The organism is Kocuria arenosa, assembly GCF_042879215.1.
Classification (GTDB): Bacteria; Actinomycetota; Actinomycetes; order Actinomycetales; family Micrococcaceae; genus Kocuria; species Kocuria arenosa.
Genome location: NZ_JBHZTA010000001.1, coordinates 648,428 through 669,102 on the forward strand (window position 1 = coordinate 648,428; position 20,675 = coordinate 669,102).

At 71.1% G+C, this 20,675-nt stretch carries 14 protein-coding genes and 1 tRNA gene; 13 read left to right on the forward strand and 2 right to left on the reverse strand.

Annotated features, from left to right (window positions below; translation table 11 throughout):
- Positions 1–71 precede the first annotated feature (71 nt).
- Together ACFYE3_RS03015 and ACFYE3_RS03020 are read right to left on the reverse strand one after the other, a co-directional pair.
- On the reverse strand, positions 72–419 hold the full coding sequence (locus ACFYE3_RS03015) for a hypothetical protein (RefSeq protein WP_387605062.1): 348 nt from the start codon (positions 417–419) through the stop codon (positions 72–74).
- Positions 416–1,621 carry a pyridoxal phosphate-dependent aminotransferase gene (locus tag ACFYE3_RS03020; RefSeq protein ID WP_387605061.1) on the reverse strand — a complete coding sequence of 402 codons (1,206 nt, stop codon included), beginning with the start codon at positions 1,619–1,621 and terminating at the stop codon, positions 416–418. The genes ACFYE3_RS03015 and ACFYE3_RS03020 overlap by 4 nt, the downstream gene beginning before the upstream one ends.
- 283 nt (positions 1,622–1,904) lie before the next feature.
- On the opposite strand from ACFYE3_RS03020, the gene ACFYE3_RS03025 reads away from it, so the two are divergent.
- The 13 genes from ACFYE3_RS03025 to ACFYE3_RS03085 all read left to right on the forward strand — a co-directional run bounded on the left by ACFYE3_RS03025 (position 1,905) and on the right by ACFYE3_RS03085 (position 20,637).
- Positions 1,905–1,977 (forward strand) — tRNA-Trp (locus ACFYE3_RS03025).
- Positions 1,978–2,088: 111 nt separating this feature from the next.
- A complete protein-coding gene (gene secE / locus ACFYE3_RS03030; RefSeq protein ID WP_387605060.1) occupies positions 2,089–2,361 on the forward strand; it encodes a preprotein translocase subunit SecE in 273 nt (90 codons plus the stop codon).
- 83 nt (positions 2,362–2,444) lie between these two features.
- Complete coding sequence (gene nusG / locus ACFYE3_RS03035; protein WP_387605059.1) at positions 2,445–3,302, forward strand: transcription termination/antitermination protein NusG; 858 nt, start codon at positions 2,445–2,447, stop codon at positions 3,300–3,302.
- Positions 3,303–3,448: 146 nt separating this feature from the next.
- Positions 3,449–3,880, forward strand: a complete 432-nt coding sequence (gene rplK, locus ACFYE3_RS03040) for a 50S ribosomal protein L11 (RefSeq protein WP_368830424.1) — start codon at positions 3,449–3,451, stop codon at positions 3,878–3,880.
- An 88-nt stretch (positions 3,881–3,968) separates the two neighbouring features.
- Complete coding sequence (gene rplA, locus ACFYE3_RS03045) at positions 3,969–4,676, forward strand: 50S ribosomal protein L1 (protein ID WP_368830423.1); 708 nt, start codon at positions 3,969–3,971, stop codon at positions 4,674–4,676.
- A 145-nt stretch (positions 4,677–4,821) separates the two neighbouring features.
- Positions 4,822–5,973, forward strand: a complete 1,152-nt coding sequence (locus ACFYE3_RS03050; protein ID WP_387605058.1) for a GNAT family N-acetyltransferase — start codon at positions 4,822–4,824, stop codon at positions 5,971–5,973.
- 343 nt (positions 5,974–6,316) lie between these two features.
- Positions 6,317–6,841, forward strand: coding sequence for a 50S ribosomal protein L10 (gene rplJ / locus ACFYE3_RS03055; protein WP_058872511.1), 525 nt, complete (start codon positions 6,317–6,319; stop codon positions 6,839–6,841).
- Between the two features lie 98 nt (positions 6,842–6,939).
- The gene (rplL, locus tag ACFYE3_RS03060) at positions 6,940–7,323 is read left to right on the forward strand and encodes a 50S ribosomal protein L7/L12 (RefSeq protein ID WP_368820424.1); all 384 of its coding nucleotides are present in this window, start codon (positions 6,940–6,942) and stop codon (positions 7,321–7,323) included.
- 384 nt (positions 7,324–7,707) lie between these two features.
- Positions 7,708–10,635, forward strand: coding sequence for an aminomethyl-transferring glycine dehydrogenase (gcvP, locus tag ACFYE3_RS03065; protein WP_387605057.1), 2,928 nt, complete (start codon positions 7,708–7,710; stop codon positions 10,633–10,635).
- 316 nt (positions 10,636–10,951) lie between these two features.
- Positions 10,952–14,461 carry a DNA-directed RNA polymerase subunit beta gene (gene rpoB / locus ACFYE3_RS03070; RefSeq protein WP_368820422.1) on the forward strand — a complete coding sequence of 1,170 codons (3,510 nt, stop codon included), beginning with the start codon at positions 10,952–10,954 and terminating at the stop codon, positions 14,459–14,461.
- Positions 14,462–14,523: 62 nt separating this feature from the next.
- Entirely contained in the window at positions 14,524–18,408 is a 3,885-nt protein-coding gene (locus ACFYE3_RS03075) for a DNA-directed RNA polymerase subunit beta' (protein ID WP_368830419.1), read from the forward strand.
- Between the two features lie 147 nt (positions 18,409–18,555).
- On the forward strand, positions 18,556–19,320 hold the full coding sequence (locus ACFYE3_RS03080; protein ID WP_387605056.1) for an IclR family transcriptional regulator: 765 nt from the start codon (positions 18,556–18,558) through the stop codon (positions 19,318–19,320).
- Positions 19,321–19,437: 117 nt separating this feature from the next.
- Positions 19,438–20,637: a 4-hydroxybenzoate 3-monooxygenase gene (locus ACFYE3_RS03085; RefSeq protein WP_387605055.1), complete on the forward strand. Its 1,200-nt coding sequence runs from the start codon at positions 19,438–19,440 to the stop codon at positions 20,635–20,637.
- Positions 20,638–20,675: the final 38 nt, after the last annotated feature.

Consider the following 20,675-nt stretch of genomic DNA (forward strand, 5'->3'; position numbering starts at 1 on the left):
TCCGGGCGCACGGGACGACGCCGCCGCCCGTCCCCATCCGGGGCCGGACGGCGGCGCAGGACGGTCGGGGGTCAGCGACCGGGGCGGTCCACCAGGACGGTGTTGGCGGCGGCGTTGACGGCGGTCACGGCCAGGACCGAGGGCCAGGCCCCGATCCGCTTGGCCAGCGGGTGGGAGAGCCCGAAGCCCAGGACGTAGAGCCCGCCGAGCGCCGCGGTGGTCCCCGGCCCGCCGCGGCGCCACCACGTGTGGGCGGCCGCCGCACCCGCGGCGGCCAGCACCACCCCGCCCAGGGGACGGACGCCGGTCGCCCGGGCGGTGGCGTACCCGCCGATCAGTCCCGCGGTCACGAGCGCCGCCGCGGGCACCTGCTCCGCCGCGGCCACGGCGGTGCCCAGGACGTCCGTCGCGGCGCTCACGCGGCGCCGCCCAGGTACTCCTGGAGCCGGCGCAGGCCCTCGGCGAGGTCGTCGTCGCCGAGGGCGTAGGACAGGCGCAGGAAGCCGGAGGGGCCGAACGCCTCGCCGGGCACCACGGCCACCTCCGCCTCCTCCAGGATCAGCTCGGCGAGCTCGGCGGAGGTCTGCGGCGTCGCGTCGCCGAACCGCCGGCCGAGCAGACCGCGCACGTCCGCGTAGGCGTAGAACGCGCCGGTCGGGGTGGGGCACTCCACGCCGTCGATGGCGTTGAGGGCCTCGACCATGACCCGGCGGCGGCGGTCGAAGGCCTCCCGCATCCGGTGGGCCTCGTCGAGGGGCCCGGACACGGCCGCGAGCGCGGCCCGCTGGGCCACGTTGTTGACGTTGGACGTCAGGTGGGACTGCAGGTTCGTGGCCGCCTTGATGACGTCGGGGGCCCCGATCATCCAGCCCACCCGCCAGCCGGTCATCGCGTACGTCTTGGCCACGCCGTTGAGGATGACCACGTTCTCGCCCAGCTCCGGGACGGCGGCGGCGATCGAGGTGAAGGGCACGCCGTCGTAGGTGAGGTGCTGGTAGATCTCGTCGGTCAGCACGAAGATCCCCTTCTCCGCCGCCCAGCGGCCCACGGCCGCGGTCTCCTCGGGGGAGTACACGGCGCCCGTGGGGTTCGACGGCGAGCAGAACAGCAGCGCCTTGGTGCGCTCGGTCCACGCCGCCTCGAGCAGCTCGGGGGTGACCTTGTAGCCGAGCTCCGGTCCGGCGAAGACCTCGACCGGGTTGCCGCCGGCGAGCTTGATGGCCTCGGGGTAGGTGGTCCAGTACGGGGCGGGCAGCAGCACGTCGTCGCCCTCGTCCACGACCGTCGCGAAGGCCTGGAACACGGCCTGCTTGCCACCGTTGGTGATGAGCACCTGGGAGGGCTCCACCGCGTACCCGTCGTCCCGGGCGGTCTGCTCGGCCACCGCCTTCCGCAGCGCGGGCAGGCCCGCCGCCGGCGTGTACCGGAAGTTCGCCGGGTCCTGGAGGGCGGCCGCGGCGGCCTCCACGATGTACTGGGGGGTCGGGAAGTCGGGCTCCCCGGCGCCGAAGCCGATCACGGGCCGGCCGGCGGCCTTGAGCGCCTTCGCTTTGGCGTCCACGGCGAGCGTCGCGGACTCTGCGATGGCGCCGACGCGCCGGGAGATGCGGGACGTGGTCATGACCGGGGGCCTCCTGGAGGGGAACGGACGGTCTCCGCCGGGTGCGGGGACGGCGGTGCGGACGCCCCCATGCTACTCGGGGGTCCGGACCGCGGGCCCGTCCCCCCGGCCGCCGCGCCCGCCCGGATTGCACCCCGCCGCCCGGGTCGCCTAGGATGGTCCACTGGTGTCATCGACGCCTGCTCGGCCGCGCCGTCGCGGCGGGGCCGGATGGTAGAGTCGGTGACCGGGTCCGAGCGATCGAGGCCGGCGTTCCGACGCCGGCGGAGGCCGCGAGGCACGTAGGGCAGTGGCGCAATTGGTAGCGCAGCGGTCTCCAAAACCGCAGGTTGCAGGTTCGAGTCCTGTCTGCCCTGCTCCAGTCCGGGGTGGTCCCCGGCGCCCCTCACCGGGGTGCCGGGAGCCGCCGCGGCGACGGCGGGCCGGCAGCACTGCGCGGCACGCACGAGTCCACACAGGGAGAGCCGATGTCGCAGACCACCGCCGGCCGCGCGTCGGGCCAGCCCCCGGAGCAGGGGGCGGAGAGCCCCCGCAGCGTCTTCGGGCGCCTGTTCCTGTTCCTGCGCCAGGTCGTCGGGGAGCTCCGCAAGGTGGTCACCCCCACCCGGCGTGAACTGGTCAACTACGTCCTGGTCGTCCTCGTGTTCGTCGCGTTCATGATGGTGCTCATCTCGGTCCTGGACCTGGCGTTCGGCCAGGCCGCCCTGTGGATCTTCGGGCAGGGGGACGCCGCCGGCTGATCCGGGCGGCGCACGGACCGGCGCGGCCGGGCACCGTGACCCAGCAGAGCACGACATCCACGAAAGAACTTGAGGGAGAACCAGTGACCGAGCACGAGCTCGAAAACGGCACCGAGGCACCGGCCGAGGTCGACCAGCAGGCTCCGGAGCTGCCGGAGGCCGAGACCTCCGTGCAGGAGGACGACTTCGCGGCCGCCCACGAGCCGGACGACGCCGCGGCGGCCCCGGTCGCCGACGAGGTTCCCGCCGAGCCGGCCGCCGACGAGGCCCCCTCCGACGGGGAGGCACCGGTCGACGAGGAGGCCCCCGCCGCCGAGGACGCGGCTCCCGCCGTGGACCCCGTCGAGGAGTTCAAGTCGAAGCTGCGCCGCCAGGAGGGTGACTGGTACGTCATCCACACCTACGCCGGCTACGAGAACCGCGTGAAGACGAACCTCGAGACCCGCATCCAGTCCCTCAACATGGAGGACGACATCTTCCAGATCGAGGTGCCGATGGAGGAGGTCGTCGAGATCAAGAACGCCCAGCGCAAGATCGTGCGCCGGGTGCGGATCCCCGGCTACGTGCTGGTGCGCATGAACCTCACCGACGCCTCCTGGGGCGCGGTCCGCCACACCCCGGGCGTCACCGGCTTCGTCGGCCAGGACGCCTACAACCCCGTGCCGCTGCGCCTCGACGAGGTCTTCGAGATGCTCAACCCGGTCTTCGAGGCACCGCAGGGCGCGGGCGCCGACTCCGCCGCCCAGCCCAGCGCGCAGCCCCAGATCGACGTCGACTTCGAGGTCGGCGAGTCCGTCATCGTCAAGGAGGGCCCGTTCGAGACCCTCCCCGCCACCATCTCCGAGATCAAGGTGGAGTCCCAGCAGCTGGTCGTCCTCGTGTCGATCTTCGAGCGCGAGACCCCCGTCACTCTCGGCTTCAACCAGGTCTCCAAGATCTGAGCCCCGCGGGCCGCTCCGGCCCGCCCCAGTTCCCGGCCCCGCGGTGCATGCTTCGCCGCCGGGCCGCCCGGCCGCCGCGCCACGGCGGCCATCCACCGCCGTACGCTCCTGTGCGCCGGTACGTCCAGCAGAAGAAGGACCAGCACATGGCTCCCAAGAAGAAGAAGGTCTCCGGCCTGATCAAGCTGCAGATCCAGGCAGGCGCCGCCAACCCGGCGCCCCCCGTGGGTCCGGCCCTCGGTCAGCACGGCGTCAACATCATGGAATTCTGCAAGGCCTACAACGCGGCCACGGAGTCCCAGCGCGGCAACATCGTGCCGGTGGAGATCACGGTCTACGAGGACCGTTCGTTCACCTTCGTCACGAAGACCCCGCCCGCCGCGCAGCTGATCAAGAAGGCCGCCGGCGTCGCCAAGGGCTCGGGTGTCCCGCACACCCAGAAGGTCGGCAAGCTCAGCATGGACCAGGTCCGCGAGATCGCCGAGACCAAGAAGGAAGACCTCAACGCCAACGACCTCGACGCCGCCGCGAAGATCATCGCCGGCACCGCCCGCTCCATGGGCATCGAGGTCGAGTGATCAGCCTCGGCTGACACCACCCACCGTTATTGACGTGGCAGGGCCGAGCGCGGCCCGCAGACCACAACTGCACAAGGAGAAGAAGCAGATGGCAAAGCGCAGCAAGGCATACCAGGCGGCCGCCGCCAAGATCGACGAGAACACGCTGTACGCCCCGGCCGAGGCCGTGGCCCTGGCCAAGGAGCTCGACACCGCGAAGACCGACTCCACCGTGGAGGTCGTCCTCCGCCTCGGTGTGGATCCCCGCAAGGCCGACCAGATGGTCCGCGGCACCGTGAACCTGCCCAACGGCACCGGCAAGACCGCCCGCGTCGTCGTCTTCGCGACCGGCGACAAGGCCGCCGCCGCGGAGGAGGCCGGGGCCGACTACGTCGGCTCCGACGACCTGATCGCCCGCATCCAGGGCGGCTGGACCGACTTCGACGCCGCCGTGGCGACCCCGGACATGATGGGCAAGGTCGGCCGGCTGGGCAAGGTCCTCGGCCCCCGCAACCTGATGCCGAACCCCAAGACCGGCACCGTCACCATGGACGTGACCAAGGCCGTCAACGACATCAAGGGCGGCAAGATCGACTTCCGCGTCGACAAGCACTCGAACCTGCACTTCATCGTGGGCAAGACGTCCTTCGAGCTCGAGAAGCTCGCGGAGAACTACGGCGCCGCTCTCGAGGAGATCCTGCGCCTGAAGCCCTCCGCGTCGAAGGGCCGCTACATCACGAAGGCGACCGTCTCGACCACGTTCGGCCCGGGCATCCCGGTCGACCCGAACGCCACCGAGGTCGTCGTCGGCGCCTGACGCCGTGCACCGGAGCCCGCGGGGCTCCGACGGGTGGGGGCCCGGCCGATGCGGCCGGGCCCCTTCCCGTCCGACGGGACCACCCCTCCCACGACCCAGCAGCCGACGGGCGTCCGCCGGCGCCCACGGAACGGAGATCCCCCACGTGAGCGAGCACCCCCCAGTGCGGATCGAGCAGATGCGCATCCCTGACGAGTTCGACGACGCCGCGCAGGAGCTCCTGGGGCGCGTCGCCGATCTCGTGCGCCGGTCCCGGCAGCACGTGTGGGGGATCTCGGATCTCACCGGTGACGCCCAGGAGCTCTACCGGGACCTCCTGGACCCCTTCGAGCGCGTGGTCGTCCTGCTCGCCTGGGCGAAGGACCGGCTCGCGGGGCGGGCCGAGGTGCGGATGCCCCTCGTCACGCTCACCGACTCCGCCCACATCACCGTCGACGTGGACCCCGACGTCACCTCGCAGGGCACCGGCAGCGAGCTGCTGGCGGCCGCCGAGCAGCTGGCCGTCGGGGAGTCCCGCCGGCACCTGCGGATCCAGACCGAGCACCCCGGCCCCGAGGAGATCCAGGGCGACGGCAGCGTCACCGGGGTCTTCCCGGTGATCACGCCCGGGATGGTCGAGTGGGTGGACGCCGCCGACGGGTCGGGCCGGCTGCCCGTGTCCAACCGGCAGACCCGCTTCGCCCTGAGCGCCGGCTACCGGCTCGAGTCGGTCAGCGACTTCGGGGTGCTGGACGTGCCGCTGCCGCCCGAGCGTGTCGAGGCCCTGCTGCGCGAGGTCGAGGCCGCGCCGGCGCAGGAGCCGTACCGGATCCACATCTGGAGCGGCCCGGCCCCCGAGGAGCGGCTCGACGAGCTCGCGGCCCTGCACTCGCGCATGGCGTCCGACTCCTTCCTGGCCCCGGTGGCCGCCGTCGAGCACGACCCCTGGGACGCCGAGCGGGTGCGTCGGACCGACCAGCTGCGCGCCGAGGCGGGCAACCTCTCCCTCGTGGCCGTGGCCGAGCACGAGCCCACCGGACGGCTCGTCGGGATGACCGAGATCGTCCTGGCGGGGGAGGAGCCGCCGATCGGGATGCAGGACGAGACCGTGGTCCTGCGCGAGCACCGCCGCCGGTGGCTCGCCACCCGGCTGAAGCTGGCCAACCTGCAGCAGCTCGAGCGGCTGGCCCCGAGCGTGCGCACCGTCTACTCCTGGAGCCACAGCGGCGATGACCGGATGAGCCGGGTCAATGCCCGGCTGGGCTTCCGCGTGGCCGGGCGCAGCGGCGTCTGGACCCGCGACTTCCCTTCGGCCTGAGCCGGATGCCGGGCCGGCCCCCGGCCCGGCTGCGAAGATCATCGGGCGGTTCCCGGGCCGCTCCGGAGCCGATTTGGCCGGGGCCTGGCCCTCCGGTAGCCTGGGGCGTACCAAAGACCGCCGGTCGTTGTTCTTCTGCCTCGTGCGCCTCGTTTCGGAGTGCGCGGTACGGGAGGACAGCCGTAAGAGTTCCGCCAGGAACCGCCAGCGCAGGTGAACCAGCACAGCGAGCACGTCCCGTCCTGCACGGGCCGCGACGCCGAGCCCCGGGCATCTGCGCGGGGCTTTTTCTGTGCCCGGGACCTTCCGGCAGCGGCCGGCATCGAAGACCGGAAGGAGTACCATGGCGAACCCGGAAAAGGCAGCCGCGGTCGCCGAGTTGAAGGAGATGTTCTCCAACTCGGACGCCGCTGTCCTGACTGAGTACCGCGGCCTCACCGTGGCCCAGCTCAAGGAGCTGCGCCGCTCGCTCGGTGAGAACGCCGAATACGCCGTGGTGAAGAACACGCTGACCGCGATCGCGGCCAAGGAGCTGGGCATCGACGCGTTCGACGGCCAGCTCGCCGGCCCGAGCGCGATCGCCTTCATCTCGGGGGACCCCGTCGAGGCCGCCAAGAGCCTGCGTGACTTCGCCAAGGCGAACCCGCAGCTCGTCGTCAAGGGCGGTTACCTCGAGGGCAAGGCCCTCAGCGACGCGGAGATCAAGCAGCTCGCGGACCTCGAGTCCCGCGAGGTGCTGCTGGCCAAGGTGGCCGGTGCCGCCCAGGCGTCCCTGTCCCAGGCCGCGGCGCTGTTCCAGGCCCCGCTGTCGAAGACCGTCCGCACGGCCGAGGCGCTGCGCGCCAAGGTCGAGGAGCAGGACGCCTGACCAGCACCCCCGCCGCGAGGCACATTCTCACCACGGAACCAGACCGTCCCGCGCCGACGAACCCGGCCGGGGCACACCATCGAAAAGGAGCCACAACCATGGCCAAGCTCACCACCGCTGAACTGATCGACGCGTTCAAGGAGCTCTCCCTCATCGAGCTCTCCGAGTTCGTGAAGGCCTTCGAGGAGACCTTCGACGTCACCGCAGCCGCCCCCGTGGCCGTCGCCGGTGCCGCCGCTCCGGCCGCCGCCGCCGAGGAGGCCGAGGAGCAGACCGAGTTCGACGTCGTCCTCGAGGCCGCCGGCGAGAAGAAGATCCAGGTCATCAAGGAGGTCCGCTCGCTGACCTCCCTCGGCCTCAAGGAGGCCAAGGACCTCGTGGACTCGGCCCCCAAGGCTGTCGTCGAGGGCGCCACCAAGGAGGCCGCCGAGAAGGCCAAGGAGGCCCTCGAGGGCGCCGGCGCCACCGTCACCCTCAAGTAGGACCCCAGCAGGACCCGGACGCGTTCCTTCCCGAACGCTCCTGCGAGGCCCCGGACGCACGGCGTCCGGGGCCTCGTGCCGTGCTCGGCCGGTCTGTGGGAGACTGGGCGCACAACCACATCGGCCGCCCACGCGCAGCGAGAGGTCCGACGTCGTCCGCGTCCCGGGCGGCGCCGAGGGAGCAGGCTCTCCCGAGCTTCTCCCGGTCCCCGGTACGCTGCGAGCAGGCCACGCTGAAGAGGTCACCGCCCCCGCCGCCGGCCCGCTCGGGAGACCGCCGACGGTGCAGGCGGTCCGCACCGGCCGGTGAGACCTCTCCGGTCAGGAACTTCAGCGGGGAGGTCGGACGGGCCCCACGGGGTCCCGAACCACGAGGAGCTGACCTTGTCCTTCCTGCCACGCCACCTCGGACCGGACGCCGCCGAGATCCGGAGCATGCTCCAGGTCGTCGGCGCCGCGGATCTCGACGAGCTCGTCGCCCGCGGGGTCCCCGCCGCCATCGCCTCGGACGAACCCCTGCAGCTGCCCCCTCCGCTGTCGGAGCACGAGGCGCTCTCGGCCCTGCGCCGGGTCGCCGCGAAGAACCGCGTGATGACCCAGATGATCGGGCAGGGCTACGCGGACACCGTGACCCCGCCCGCGCTGCGCCGCAACATCCTCGAGAACCCCGCCTGGTACACCTCCTACACCCCGTACCAGCCCGAGATCTCCCAGGGCCGCCTGGAGGCGCTGCTGACGTTCCAGAACGCCGTCATGGACCTCACCGGTCTCGATCTGGCGAACGCGTCCCTCCTGGACGAGGCCACCGCGGTGGCCGAGGCCGTGCTCATGATGCGCCGGTCCAACCGGAAGGCCTCGAGCCGGCGCGTCGTCGTGGACGCCCGGACGCTGCCCCAGACCCTCGCCGTGCTCCGCGGGCGCTGCCGGGCCGTGGGCATCGAGCTGGTCGTCACCGACCTCGCCGAGGGGCTGCCCGAGGGCGACCTCTTCGGCGTGGTCCTGAGCCAGGTGGGCGTCGACGGGGAGGTGGTCCCCCTCGCCGAGACCGCCGAGGCGGCGCACGCCCGGGGTGCGCTCGTGGCCGTGGCCACCGACCTGCTGGCCCTCACCCTGCTGCGCTCCCCGGGGGAGCAGGGGGCGGACATCGCCGTGGGCTCCGCCCAGCGCTTCGGGGTGCCCCTGTTCTTCGGCGGGCCGCACGCCGCGTTCCTCGCCTGCCGCAAGGGCCTCGAGCGGAACCTGCCGGGGCGCCTGGTGGGCGTCTCGACCGACTCCTCCGGCCGTCCCGCCTACCGGCTGGCCCTGCAGACCCGTGAGCAGCACATCCGCCGGGAGAAGGCCACCTCCAACATCTGCACCGCCCAGGCCCTCCTGGCCATCGTGGCCGGTGCCTACGCCGCCTACCACGGCCCGGACGGTCTGCGCGCCATCGCCGACCGGGTGCACGCGCTGGCCGCCCGCCTGGCCACCGGGCTCGTCGCCGCCGGCGTCCGGGTGGTCCACGACCGGTTCTTCGACACCGTGCTGGCCGAGGTCCCCGGGCGCGCCGACGCCGTCGTGGCGGCCGCCGCGGAGCGCGGGATCAACGTGCGCCGGGCCGACGCGGACCACGTGTCCGTGTCGGTCGGGGAGCCCCACGACGAGCAGGACGTCGACGCCGTGCTCGCCGCGTTCGCCGCTGCGGCCACGGACGACGGCGGCGCGGGGGCCGACTGGGAGCTCCCGGCCGAGCTGCTGCGCACCGACTCCTACCTGATGCACCCGGTGTTCACCCTGCACCGCTCCGAGACCGCGATGATGCGCTGGCTGCGCGCCCTCGCGGACAAGGACCTGGCCCTCGACCGCACCATGATCCCGCTGGGCTCCTGCACCATGAAGCTCAACGCCGCCGCCGAGATGGAGCCCATCAGCTGGCCCGAGCTCGCCTCGATCCACCCGCTGGCCCCCGAGGAGCAGACCGCCGGCTGGCGTGAGCTCATCACCCAGCTCGAGGCCTGGCTCACGGAGATCACCGGCTACGCCGCGGTCTCCGTCCAGCCCAACGCGGGGTCCCAGGGCGAGCTCGCCGGGCTGCTCGCGATCCGCCGCTACCACCTCTCCCGGGGCGACCGGCAGCGCAAGACGATCCTCATCCCGTCCTCGGCCCACGGCACCAACGCCGCCTCCGCGGTGCTCGCCGACCTCAAGGTCGTGGTCGTGGCCACCGCCGGGGACGGCTCCGTGGACATGGAGGACCTCGCCGCGAAGATCGGGACCGTGGGGGAGGAGCTCGCGGGCATCATGGTCACCTACCCCTCGACGCACGGGGTGTTCGAGGAGCAGATCACCGACGTGTGCGCCGCCGTGCACGCCGCGGGCGGCCAGGTCTACGTCGACGGCGCCAACCTCAACGCCCTCATGGGCCTGGCCCGGCCGGGCCGCTTCGGCGGGGACGTCTCCCACCTCAACCTGCACAAGACCTTCTGCATCCCGCACGGCGGCGGGGGACCGGGCGTGGGCCCCGTGGGCGTCGCGGAGCACCTCGTGCCGTTCCTGCCCGGGGACCCCGGCGCGGTGGACGGCGACGAGTGGACGTTCCCCGTGTCCCAGGCCCGCTACGGCTCGGCCGGGGTGCTGCCGATCACCTGGATGTACATCGCCATGACGGGCGCGGAGGGGCTCACCGCGTCGTCGCGCACCGCGATCCTCAGCGCGAACTACGTCTCCACCCGGCTCGCCGACGTCTTCCCGACCCTCTACACCGGCCCCGGCGGGTTCGTGGCCCACGAGTGCATCCTGGACCTCCGCGCGCTCACCAAGGCCTCCGGGGTGACCGCGGAGGACGTGTGCAAGCGGCTCGTCGACTACGGCTTCCACGCGCCCACCCTCGCGTTCCCCGTGGCGGGCACGCTCATGGTGGAGCCCACGGAGTCCGAGAACCTCGCGGAGCTGGACCGGTTCGTGGACGCGATGCGCGCGATCCACGCGGAGATGACCGCCGTGGCGGAGGGCGAGGTGGCGCTCGAGGACTCGGTCCTGCGCCACGCCCCGCACACCGCGGAGGTGCTCACGGCCGACGAGTGGGACCGGACCTACCCGCGCTCCCGGGCCGCCTACCCGCTGCCCGAGCTGCGCCTGACCAAGTTCTGGCCGCCCGTGGGCCGGGTGGAGAACGCCGCCGGCGACCGCAACCTCGTCTGCAGCTGCCCGCCGATCGAGGCGTTCGCCGTCGAGGGCCCGCCGCCCGCCGACGAGACCGTCGAGGCCTCCTCCGTGGCCCCGGCGACGGCCGCAGAGACCGTCGAGGGCGGGATCGTGGAGACCACCCGGTGAGCGGCCGGGTCGAGGCGGGCGCGGCGCCGACCCGGCGTCGCGGCCGTGCGCTCCTCGCGTGGGGGCTCTGAGACCCGGAGCACGAAAATCTCCCATCCTACGAGTGGTGGACGCCCGCGTCCACCACTCGTGTGGACAGAGCCGCGCTTCGGGTCTATGCTGGATCTTTGCGTTGTCCCTCATTCTGCGTGCCTTCATATAGCGGTGGGCGCCCCGGGGAGCGAACCAGCATCGTCAGTCAGCCGGCCCTCGCCCACCCGTATCCCCGATTCGGGAACTGCGCGATTCAACTGCAGGTCTGTGGAAGGAATCCATCTTGGTCGCCTCGAGCACCGATTCGAACGTAACCGCTAACCGACCGGCCGACGGGAACATCCCGCGCCGCATCTCCTTCGCCAAGATCCATGAACCGCTGGACGTGCCGAACCTGCTGGCCCTCCAGACGGACAGCTTCGACCGTCTCGTCGGCAACGAGCGGTGGCAGGCCCGCGTCCAGCAGGCCATCGAGACCGGGGAGCAGGGCATCGCCCGCACCTCCGGCCTGTCCGACATCTTCGAGGAGATCTCCCCGATCGAGGACTTCCAGGGCACCATGTCCCTGTCCTTCTCGGAGCCGGAGTTCTACGACCCGAAGTACACGATGGACGAGTGCAAGGACAGGGACGCCACGTACTCGGCGCCCCTGTACGTCAAGGCCGAGTTCATGAACAACAACACGGGCGAGATCAAGCAGCAGACCGTGTTCATGGGCGACTTCCCGCTGATGACCGAGAAGGGCACCTTCGTCATCAACGGCACCGAGCGTGTCGTCGTCTCCCAGCTCGTCCGCTCGCCGGGCGCCTACTTCGAGCGCGGCCAGGACCGCACCTCGGACAAGGACATCTACTCCGCGAAGATCATCCCGTCCCGCGGCGCGTGGTTCGAGCTCGAGATCGACAAGCGCGACCAGGTGGGCGTGCGCCTCGACCGCAAGCGCAAGCAGTCGGTGACCGTGCTGCTCAAGGCCCTCGGCTGGAGCGAGTCCCGCATCCTCGAGGAGTTCGGGGAGTTCGACTCCATCCGGGCGACCCTCGAGAAGGACACCGTCGAGTCCCGCGAGGACGCGCTGCTGGACATCTACCGCAAGCTGCGCCCGGGGGAGCCGCCCACGGTCGACGCCGCGCAGGCGCTGCTCGACAACATGTACTTCAACTCCAAGCGCTACGACCTCGCGAAGGTGGGCCGCTACAAGATCAACCGGAAGCTGGGCCTCGACAAGGCGTTCGAGGACGAGGACGCCTCCGTGCTCTCGGTCGACGACATCGTCGCGATGATCCGCTACCTCGTGACCCTGCACGCCGGCGGCGGCACCATGAAGGGCGTGCGCGACGGCGAGCCCCGCGAGGTCGTCGTGGACGTCGACGACATCGACCACTTCGGCAACCGCCGCATCCGCGCCGTGGGCGAGCTGATCGAGAACCAGATCCGCACGGGCCTGTCCCGGATGGAGCGCGTGGTGCGCGAGCGCATGACCACCCAGGACGTCGAGGCGATCACCCCGCAGACCCTGATCAACATCCGTCCCGTCGTGGCGGCGATCAAGGAGTTCTTCGGCACCTCGCAGCTGTCGCAGTTCATGGACCAGAACAACCCGCTCGCGGGCCTGACCCACAAGCGCCGCCTGTCCGCGCTCGGCCCGGGCGGTCTCTCCCGCGACCGCGCCGGCATGGAGGTCCGTGACGTCCACCCGTCGCACTACGGCCGGATGTGCCCGATCGAGACCCCTGAGGGCTCCAACATCGGCCTCATCGGCTCGCTGGCGACCTACGGGCGGATCAACCCGTTCGGCTTCATCGAGACCCCGTACCGCAAGGTCGTCGACGGCCTGGTCACCGACGACGTCGAGTACCTCACCGCCGACGACGAGCGCGGCGTCACGATCGCCCAGGCCAACGCCCCGCTGGGCCCGGACAACCGGTTCGCCGAGGACGCCGTGCTGGCGCGCGCCGCCGACGGCTCGGGCGAGGCCGTGCTGGTCGACCCGACCGCCGTGCAGTTCATGGACGTCTCCCCGCGCCAGATGGTGTCCGTGGCGACCGCCCTCATCCCGTACCTGGAGCACGACGACGCCAACCGCGCGCTGATGGGCGCCAACATGCAGCGCCAGGCCGTGCCGCTGCTCGAGTCCGAGGCCCCGCTCGTGGGCACCGGCATGGAGCGCTACGCGGCCCTGGATGCCGGGGACTCCGTGCTGGCGCGCAAGGCCGGCGTGGTCGAGGAGGTCTCGGCGAACCTCGTGCGCGTGCTCAACGACGACGGGACGACCACGGTCTACCCGATCAACAAGTTCACGCGCTCCAACCCGGGCAACACGTACAACCAGCGCGTCATCGTCTCCGAGGGCGAGCGCGTCGAGGAGCGCTCGGTCATCGCCGACGGCCCCTCGACGGACCAGGGCGAGCTGGCCCTGGGCAAGAACCTGCTGGTCGCCTACATGTCCTGGGAGGGCCTCAACTACGAGGACGCGATCATCCTCTCCCAGCGCATGGTCTCCGAGGACGTGCTCACCTCGATCCACATCGAGGAGCACGAGATCGACGCCCGCGACACCAAGCTGGGCGCCGAGGAGATCACCCGGGACATCCCGAACGTGTCCGAGGAGGTGCTGTCCGCCCTCGACGAGCGCGGCATCATCCACATCGGCGCGGAGGTCCAGGCGGGCGACATCCTCGTGGGCAAGGTCACCCCGAAGGGCGAGACCGAGCTGACCCCGGAGGAGCGCCTGTTGCGGGCGATCTTCGGCGAGAAGTCCCGCGAGGTGCGCGACACGTCCCTGAAGGTGCCCCACGGCGAGTCCGGCACCGTCATCGGCGTGCGCGTGTTCGACCGCGACGACGAGGACGACGACCTGCCCGCGGGCGTCAACCAGGTGGTCCGGGTGTACGTGGCGCAGAAGCGCAAGATCACGGACGGCGACAAGCTCGCCGGCCGCCACGGCAACAAGGGCGTCATCTCGAAGATCCTGCCTCTGGAGGACATGCCGTTCCTCGAGGACGGGACCCCCGTGGACATCATCCTCAACCCGCTGGGCGTGCCCGGCCGCATGAACCTGGGGCAGGTCCTCGAGGTGCACACCGGCTGGCTCGCGAAGCAGGGCTGGAACATCGAGGGCGACCCCGAGTGGCTCGACCGGCTGCCGAACTTCCCGAAGCAGTCCGGCCCCACGAACGTGGCCACCCCGGTGTTCGACGGCGCGCGCGAGGAGGAGATCTTCGACCTCCTCGACCACACCAACCCGACGCGCGACGGCGTGCGGCTGATCGACCGGTCCGGCAAGGCCCGGCTGTTCGACGGCCGCTCCGGCGAGCCGTTCCCGGACCCGGTGTCGGTGGGCTACCAGTACATCCTGAAGCTCCACCACCTCGTGGACGACAAGATCCACGCGCGCTCCACCGGCCCGTACTCCATGATCACCCAGCAGCCGCTGGGCGGTAAGGCGCAGTTCGGCGGCCAGCGCTTCGGCGAGATGGAGGTCTGGGCGCTCGAGGCGTACGGCGCCGCCTACACGCTGCAGGAGCTGCTGACGGTCAAGTCCGACGACGTGCACGGGCGCGTGAAGGTCTACGAGGCCATCGTGAAGGGCGAGAACATCCCCGAGCCGGGTGTCCCCGAGTCCTTCAAGGTCCTCATCAAGGAGATGCAGTCACTGTGCCTGAACGTCGAGGTGCTCTCGGCGGACGGCAACACCATCGAGATGCGCGATTCGGATGACGAGGTCTTCCGGGCGGCCGAGGAACTGGGCATCGATCTCTCGCACTCCGAGCCCAGCTCGGTCGAAGAGGTCTGATCCCTCTCGTTCCACCCCGACGAGACGTCAACTTTTCTTAGAGAAAGAGATAAAGGACCCTCATGTCCAACGAATCTTCACTAGGCCTCATGCGGATCGGTCTTGCGACCGCCGAGGACATCCGGACCTGGTCCTACGGCGAGGTCAAGAAGCCGGAGACCATCAACTACCGCACGCTCAAGCCCGAGAAGGACGGCCTGTTCTGCGAGAAGATCTTCGGTCCCACCCGGGACTGGGAGTGCTACTGCGGCAAGTACAAGCGCGTGCGCTACAAGGGCATCATCTGCGAGCGCTGCGGCGTGGAGGTCACCCGGGCCAAGGTGCGCCGTGAGCGGATGGGCCACATCGAGCTCGCCGCTCCGGTGACCCACATCTGGTACTTCAAGGGCGTGCCCTCGCGGCTGGGCTACCTGCTGGACCTCGCCCCGAAGGACCTGGAGAAGGTCATCTACTTCGCGGCGTACATGATCACGTCGGTGGACGAGGACGCCCGCCACGACGACCTGCCGAACCTGCAGGCCGCCGTGGACCGCGAGAAGGCGCAGATGGAGTCCACCCGCGACTCCGACATCGCCGCGATCGCCCGCGACCTCGAGACCGAGCTCGGCCGGGTCGAGGAGGAGGGCGGCAAGGCCGCGGAGAAGCGCAAGCTCCGCGACTCCGCCGACCGCCAGATGGCCAACGTGCGCAAGCGCGCCAACCTGGAGATCGACCGCCTCGAGCAGGTCTGGGACCGCTTCAAGAACCTCAAGGTCAACGACCTCGAGGGCGACGAGGCGCTCTACCGCGTCATGGTGGACCGCTACGGCATGTACTTCGAGGGCTCGATGGGCGCCGAGGCGATCAAGAAGCGCCTCGAGACCTTCGACCTCGAGGCGGAGGCCGAGTTCCTGCGGGAGACCATCGCCACCGGCAAGGGCCAGCGCAAGACCCGTGCCCTGAAGCGGCTCAAGGTCGTCAACGCGTTCCTGACCACGGACAACTCCCCGCTGGGCATGGTCCTGGACGCCGTCCCGGTGATCCCGCCGGAACTGCGCCCGATGGTCCAGCTCGACGGCGGCCGCTTCGCCACGTCGGACCTCAACGACCTCTACCGGCGCGTGATCAACCGCAACAACCGGCTCAAGCGCCTGCTGGACCTGGGCGCCCCGGAGATCATCGTCAACAACGAGAAGCGGATGCTGCAGGAGGCCGTGGACTCGCTGTTCGACAACGGCCGCCGCGGCCGCCCGGTCACCGGGCCGGGCAACCGGGCGCTGAAGTCGCTGTCCGACATGCTCAAGGGCAAGCAGGGCCGGTTCCGGCAGAACCTGCTCGGCAAGCGCGTCGACTACTCCGGCCGCTCGGTCATCGTGGTCGGCCCGCAGCTGAAGCTGCACCAGTGCGGTCTGCCCAAGCAGATGGCGCTCGAGCTGTTCAAGCCGTTCGTGATGAAGCGGCTCGTGGACCTCAACCACGCGCAGAACATCAAGTCGGCCAAGCGCATGGTCGAGCGCTACCGCCCCCAGGTGTGGGACGTGCTCGAGGAGGTCATCACCGAGCACCCCGTGCTGCTCAACCGTGCCCCCACCCTGCACCGTCTGGGCATCCAGGCGTTCGAGCCGCAGCTCGTCGAGGGCAAGGCCATCCAGCTCCACCCGCTCGTGTGCGGCGCGTTCAACGCCGACTTCGACGGCGACCAGATGGCCGTGCACCTGCCCCTGTCCCCCGAGGCCCAGGCCGAGGCGCGCATCCTGATGCTGTCCTCGAACAACATCCTGAAGCCCTCGGACGGCAAGCCGATCGCCCTGCCCTCGCAGGACATGATCATCGGGCTGTACCACCTCACCACCGTCCGCGAGGGCGAGGAGGGGGAGGGCCGCTCGTTCTCCTCGGTGGCCGAGGCGATCATGGCCCACGACGCCGGGAAGCTGCACCTCAACGCGCTGTGCCGGATCGAGCTGGACGACTTCGTGCCGTTCGAGGGCTGGGAGGCCCCCGAGGGCTGGGAGCCGGGTCAGCCGGTGCTGGTGCAGACCACGCTGGGCCGGGTGCTGTTCAACGAGACCCTGCCCGAGGACTACCCCTGGGACGAGGCCGTCGCGGACAAGAAGCACCTGTCCGCGCTGGTCAACGATCTCGCGGAGCGGTACCCGATGGTCACCGTGGCGCACACGCTGGACGAGCTCAAGGACGCCGGTTTCCACTGGGCGGCCCGCTCGGGCGTGACCGTGGCGATCTCGGACATCGCGACCCCGCCGGAGAAGCCCGCCATCATGGAGGGCTACGAGGCGCAGGCCGCGAAGATCCAGGGCCAGTACGACCGCGGTCTGATCGACGACGACGAGCGCCGCTCGGAGCTCATCGACATCTGGACCAAGGCCACGGACGAGGTCGCCCGCGCCATGCAGGCGAACCTGTCCCCGCTGAACACCATCAACCGCATGGTGTCCTCCGGCGCCCGGGGCAACTGGATGCAGGTCCGCCAGATCGCCGGCATCCGCGGGCTCGTGTCCAACCCCAAGGGCGAGATCATGCCCCGCCCGATCAAGTCCTCCTACCGCGAGGGCCTGTCGGTGCTGGAGTACTTCATCGCGACCCACGGTGCCCGCAAGGGCCTGGCCGACACCGCGCTGCGCACGGCGAACTCGGGGTACCTGACCCGTCGTCTCGTCGACGTCTCCCAGGACGTCATCGTGCGGGAGGCGGACTGCATGACGGAGCGCGGCCTGAACCTCCCGCTCGCCGACGTGCAGGAGAGCGGCTCCCGCGTGCTGCACGAGGACATCGAGAACACCGTGCACGGCCGCGTGCTCGCGGTGGACGTGGTGGACGCCAACGGCGAGATCCTGGCCGAGGCCGGCACGGACCTCTCCGACGGGCTCATCAGCGCCCTCTTCGCGGGCGGGGCGGACACGGTGCGCGTGCGCTCCGTGCTGACCTGCGAGTCCGCGGTGGGCGTGTGCGCGGCGTGCTACGGCCGCTCGCTGGCGTCCAACCAGCTGGTGGACATCGGCGAGGCCGTGGGCATCATCGCCGCGCAGTCCATCGGCGAGCCGGGCACGCAGCTCACCATGCGCACGTTCCACACCGGTGGCGTGGCATCCTCGGACGGCGACATCACCCAGGGTCTGCCCCGCATCCAGGAGCTCTTCGAGGCCCGCACGCCCAAGGGCGTCGCGCCGATCTCGGAGGTCGCCGGGCGGGTCAGCATCGAGGACACCGAGAAGGCCCTGAAGCTCGTCGTGACCCCGGACAACGGGGACGAGGCGATCGGGTACCCGGTGCTGCGCCGCGCCAAGCTGCTCGTGACCGAGGGCGACCACGTCGAGGTCGGCCAGCAGCTGGTCTCGGGCGCCGTCGACCCCAAGGAGGTGCTGCGCATCCGCGGTCCGCGGCAGGCGCAGAAGCACCTCGTGGACGAGGTGCAGCGCGTGTACCGCTCCCAGGGCGTGGGCATCCACGACAAGCACGTCGAGGTCATCGTGCGGCAGATGCTGCGCCGCGTGACGATCATCGAGTCCGGCGAGACGGACCTGCTGCCGGGCGAGCTCGTCGAGAACGTGCGCTTCCTGGAGGCCAACCGCAGGGCCGTGGCCGAGAGCAACCGTCCGGCCGCCGGCCGTCCGGAGCTGATGGGCATCACCAAGGCCTCGCTGGCCACCGACTCGTGGCTGTCGGCCGCGTCCTTCCAGGAGACCACCCGCGTGCTCACGCAGGCGGCCATGGAGGGCAAGTCCGACCCGCTGGTGGGCCTCAAGGAGAACGTGATCATCGGCAAGCTGATCCCGGCCGGCACCGGGCTCGCGCGGTACAACAACATCGACGTGGAGCCGACGGACGAGGCGAAGGCCTCGCTGTTCACGGAGCCGGGCTCGTTCTCGGACTTCAGCTACGCGGAGGAGAACTCCACTCCCGCCGAGTTCCAGGCGATCCCGCTGGAGGACTACGACTTCGGTTCCAACTGAGGTCGGCGCCCCTGCAGGACCTGATCACTCTCGTGGTCACCACGGCAGCCCCGTTCCGGAAGCAGCGTCTTCCGGGGCGGGGCTGCCCCCGTCCCACGGCGGGCCGCGACGCCCGGCCGCCCACCAGGAAGGAGCGCGAGGAGGACCATGGCGAACTCACCCACCGGGGAGTCCGTGCTCGAGCGGGCGGACCGGATCCTCGCGGCGTTCACCGCCGAGGAGTCCCGGCTGACGGGGGGCCGGATCGCGGTCCTCGCCGGGCTGCCCACCGCCACCGCGCACCGGCTCGCCCGCGACATGGCCCGCCAGGGCTGGCTCGAGCGGGTGGAGGGCGGGCACTACGTGGTCGGCACCCGGCTGTGGGAGCTGGCCAGCCGCTCCTCCCGCGAGCTCGGGCTGGCCCGCGCCGCCCGCCCGTTCATGGGGGACATCCACGCGGTGCTGCGCCAGCACGTGCAGCTCGGCATCGTGGAGGGCCGCGAGGTGCTGCTCGTGGAACGGCTCTCCCACCCCCGGGCGGTGCCCGTCCGGTCGGAGGTGGCGGGCCGGCTGCCCCTGCACCTCTCGGCCACGGGCCTCGTCCTGCTGGCGCACGCCCCGCAGGACTACCAGGAGGAGTACCTGCGGGGTCCCCTCGCCGCGTTCACCGAGCTCTCGCCGACGGATCCCGGGTTGCTCGCCGCGGAGCTCGAGCGGATCCGCGGCGCGGGCCACGCCCTGCAGACCGGCTACCTGGAGGCCGGCACCGCGGGCATCGCCGTCCCGGTGCGGGGGCGCGGCGACCAGGTGGTGGCGGGCCTGGGGGTCATCACCCCCGCGGGCGACCCGGCCGCGCGGGCGGGGGCGATCGTGCAGGCGCTGCACACCGCGGCGCACGGCATCCGTCGGACGCTGCGGGACGCGACCCGCTGAACCGGCCGCACCCCGCGCGCACCACTCCGCCCGTATCGTTCAACGGGACGTCTGTGGTGCCGCCCACAGGCCGCTGAGACACTGGACACGACTTCCGTCGTATCACCAGGAGCACTCATGAGCGCACAGCGCACCGTTCTCAGCACGCAGGTCGGCATCGTCGGCGGCGGCCCGGCCGGGCTGATGCTCGCCCACCTGCTCGGCCGTGCCGGCATCGACAGCATCGTCGTCGAGCGGCGCGACAAGGACACCATCCACGCCACCCACCGGGCCGGCATCCTCGAGGCGCCCACCGTGCGCATGCTCGTCGACGAGGGGGTCGACGGGCGGGTGCTCACGGAGGGCCACGAGCACGAGGGCACCGTGCTGCGCTTCGAGGGGGAGAGCCACCGGATCGACTTCAAGAAGCTCGTCGGCGAGTCCGTGTGGCTCTACCCCCAGAACGAGGTGTTCCTGGACCTGGCCAACGCCCGGGAGCGCGACGGCGGCGACGTCCGCTGGTCCGTCACGGACACCGAGGTGGTCGACCTGACCACCGACCGCCCGGGGATCCGCTTCACTGACGCCGCAGGCGAGGACCTCGAGATCCGCTGCGAGATCCTCGTGGGCGCCGACGGCTCGCAGAGCGTCTGCCGCCGCGCGATCCCGGAGCAGGAGCGCACCGACAACTTCATCGAGTACCCCTTCGCCTGGTTCGGCATCCTCGCCGAGGCCCCGCCGAGCGCCCCGGAGCTCATCTACTCGAACTCCCAGCACGGCTTCGCCCTGGTCTCCCAGCGCAGCGAGACCGTCCAGCGGATGTACTTCCAGTGCGACCCGGAGGAGAACGTCGACGACTGGGACGACGAGCGGATCTGGGCCGAGCTCCAGCGCCGCGTCGAGGGCCCCGACGGGCTCCGGCTCCAGGAGGGCCGCATCTTCGACAAGACCGTGCTGAAGTTCCGCTCCTACGTCTGCGAGCCCCTGCGCCACGGGAACCTGTTCCTCGTCGGCGACGCCGGCCACACCGTCCCCCCGACCGGAGCCAAGGGCCTGAACCTCGCGTTCTGCGACGTCCGCGTGCTCGCCCCGGCGCTCGTGGAGTTCTTCCGCTCGGGCGACGGCACCGGGCTGGCCGGGTACTCGGCCACGGCGCTGGAGCGCGTGTGGAAGGCGCAGAACTTCTCCTACTGGGCCACCCACCTCATGCACACCCAGCCGGGGGAGAACCCCTTCAACCAGAAGCGCCGGCGCGGCGAGTTCGGGGCGATCACCGGCTCCGAGCGCGGCGCCGCCTACTTCGCGGAGTCCTACACGGGCTGGCCCGACGACCGCTGACGCCCGCCCCCCGCACTGTGACCCCACAAGAAGTTCGC

What these genes read in the sequence shown, in the direction of transcription:
- rplL (WP_368820424.1), top strand. Translation starts at nt 6,940, where the DNA reads ATGGCCAAGCTCACCACCGCTGAACTGATCGACGCGTTCAAGGAGCTC.
- rplA (WP_368830423.1), top strand. Translation starts at nt 3,969, where the DNA reads ATGGCAAAGCGCAGCAAGGCATACCAGGCGGCCGCCGCCAAGATCGAC.
- ACFYE3_RS03075 (WP_368830419.1), top strand. Translation starts at nt 14,524, where the DNA reads ATGTCCAACGAATCTTCACTAGGCCTCATGCGGATCGGTCTTGCGACC.
- secE (WP_387605060.1), top strand. Translation starts at nt 2,089, where the DNA reads ATGTCGCAGACCACCGCCGGCCGCGCGTCGGGCCAGCCCCCGGAGCAG.
- ACFYE3_RS03080 (WP_387605056.1), top strand. Translation starts at nt 18,556, where the DNA reads ATGGCGAACTCACCCACCGGGGAGTCCGTGCTCGAGCGGGCGGACCGG.
- rplJ (WP_058872511.1), top strand. Translation starts at nt 6,317, where the DNA reads ATGGCGAACCCGGAAAAGGCAGCCGCGGTCGCCGAGTTGAAGGAGATG.
- rplK (WP_368830424.1), top strand. Translation starts at nt 3,449, where the DNA reads ATGGCTCCCAAGAAGAAGAAGGTCTCCGGCCTGATCAAGCTGCAGATC.
- ACFYE3_RS03085 (WP_387605055.1), top strand. Translation starts at nt 19,438, where the DNA reads ATGAGCGCACAGCGCACCGTTCTCAGCACGCAGGTCGGCATCGTCGGC.
- ACFYE3_RS03020 (WP_387605061.1), bottom strand. Translation starts at nt 1,621, where the DNA reads ATGACCACGTCCCGCATCTCCCGGCGCGTCGGCGCCATCGCAGAGTCC.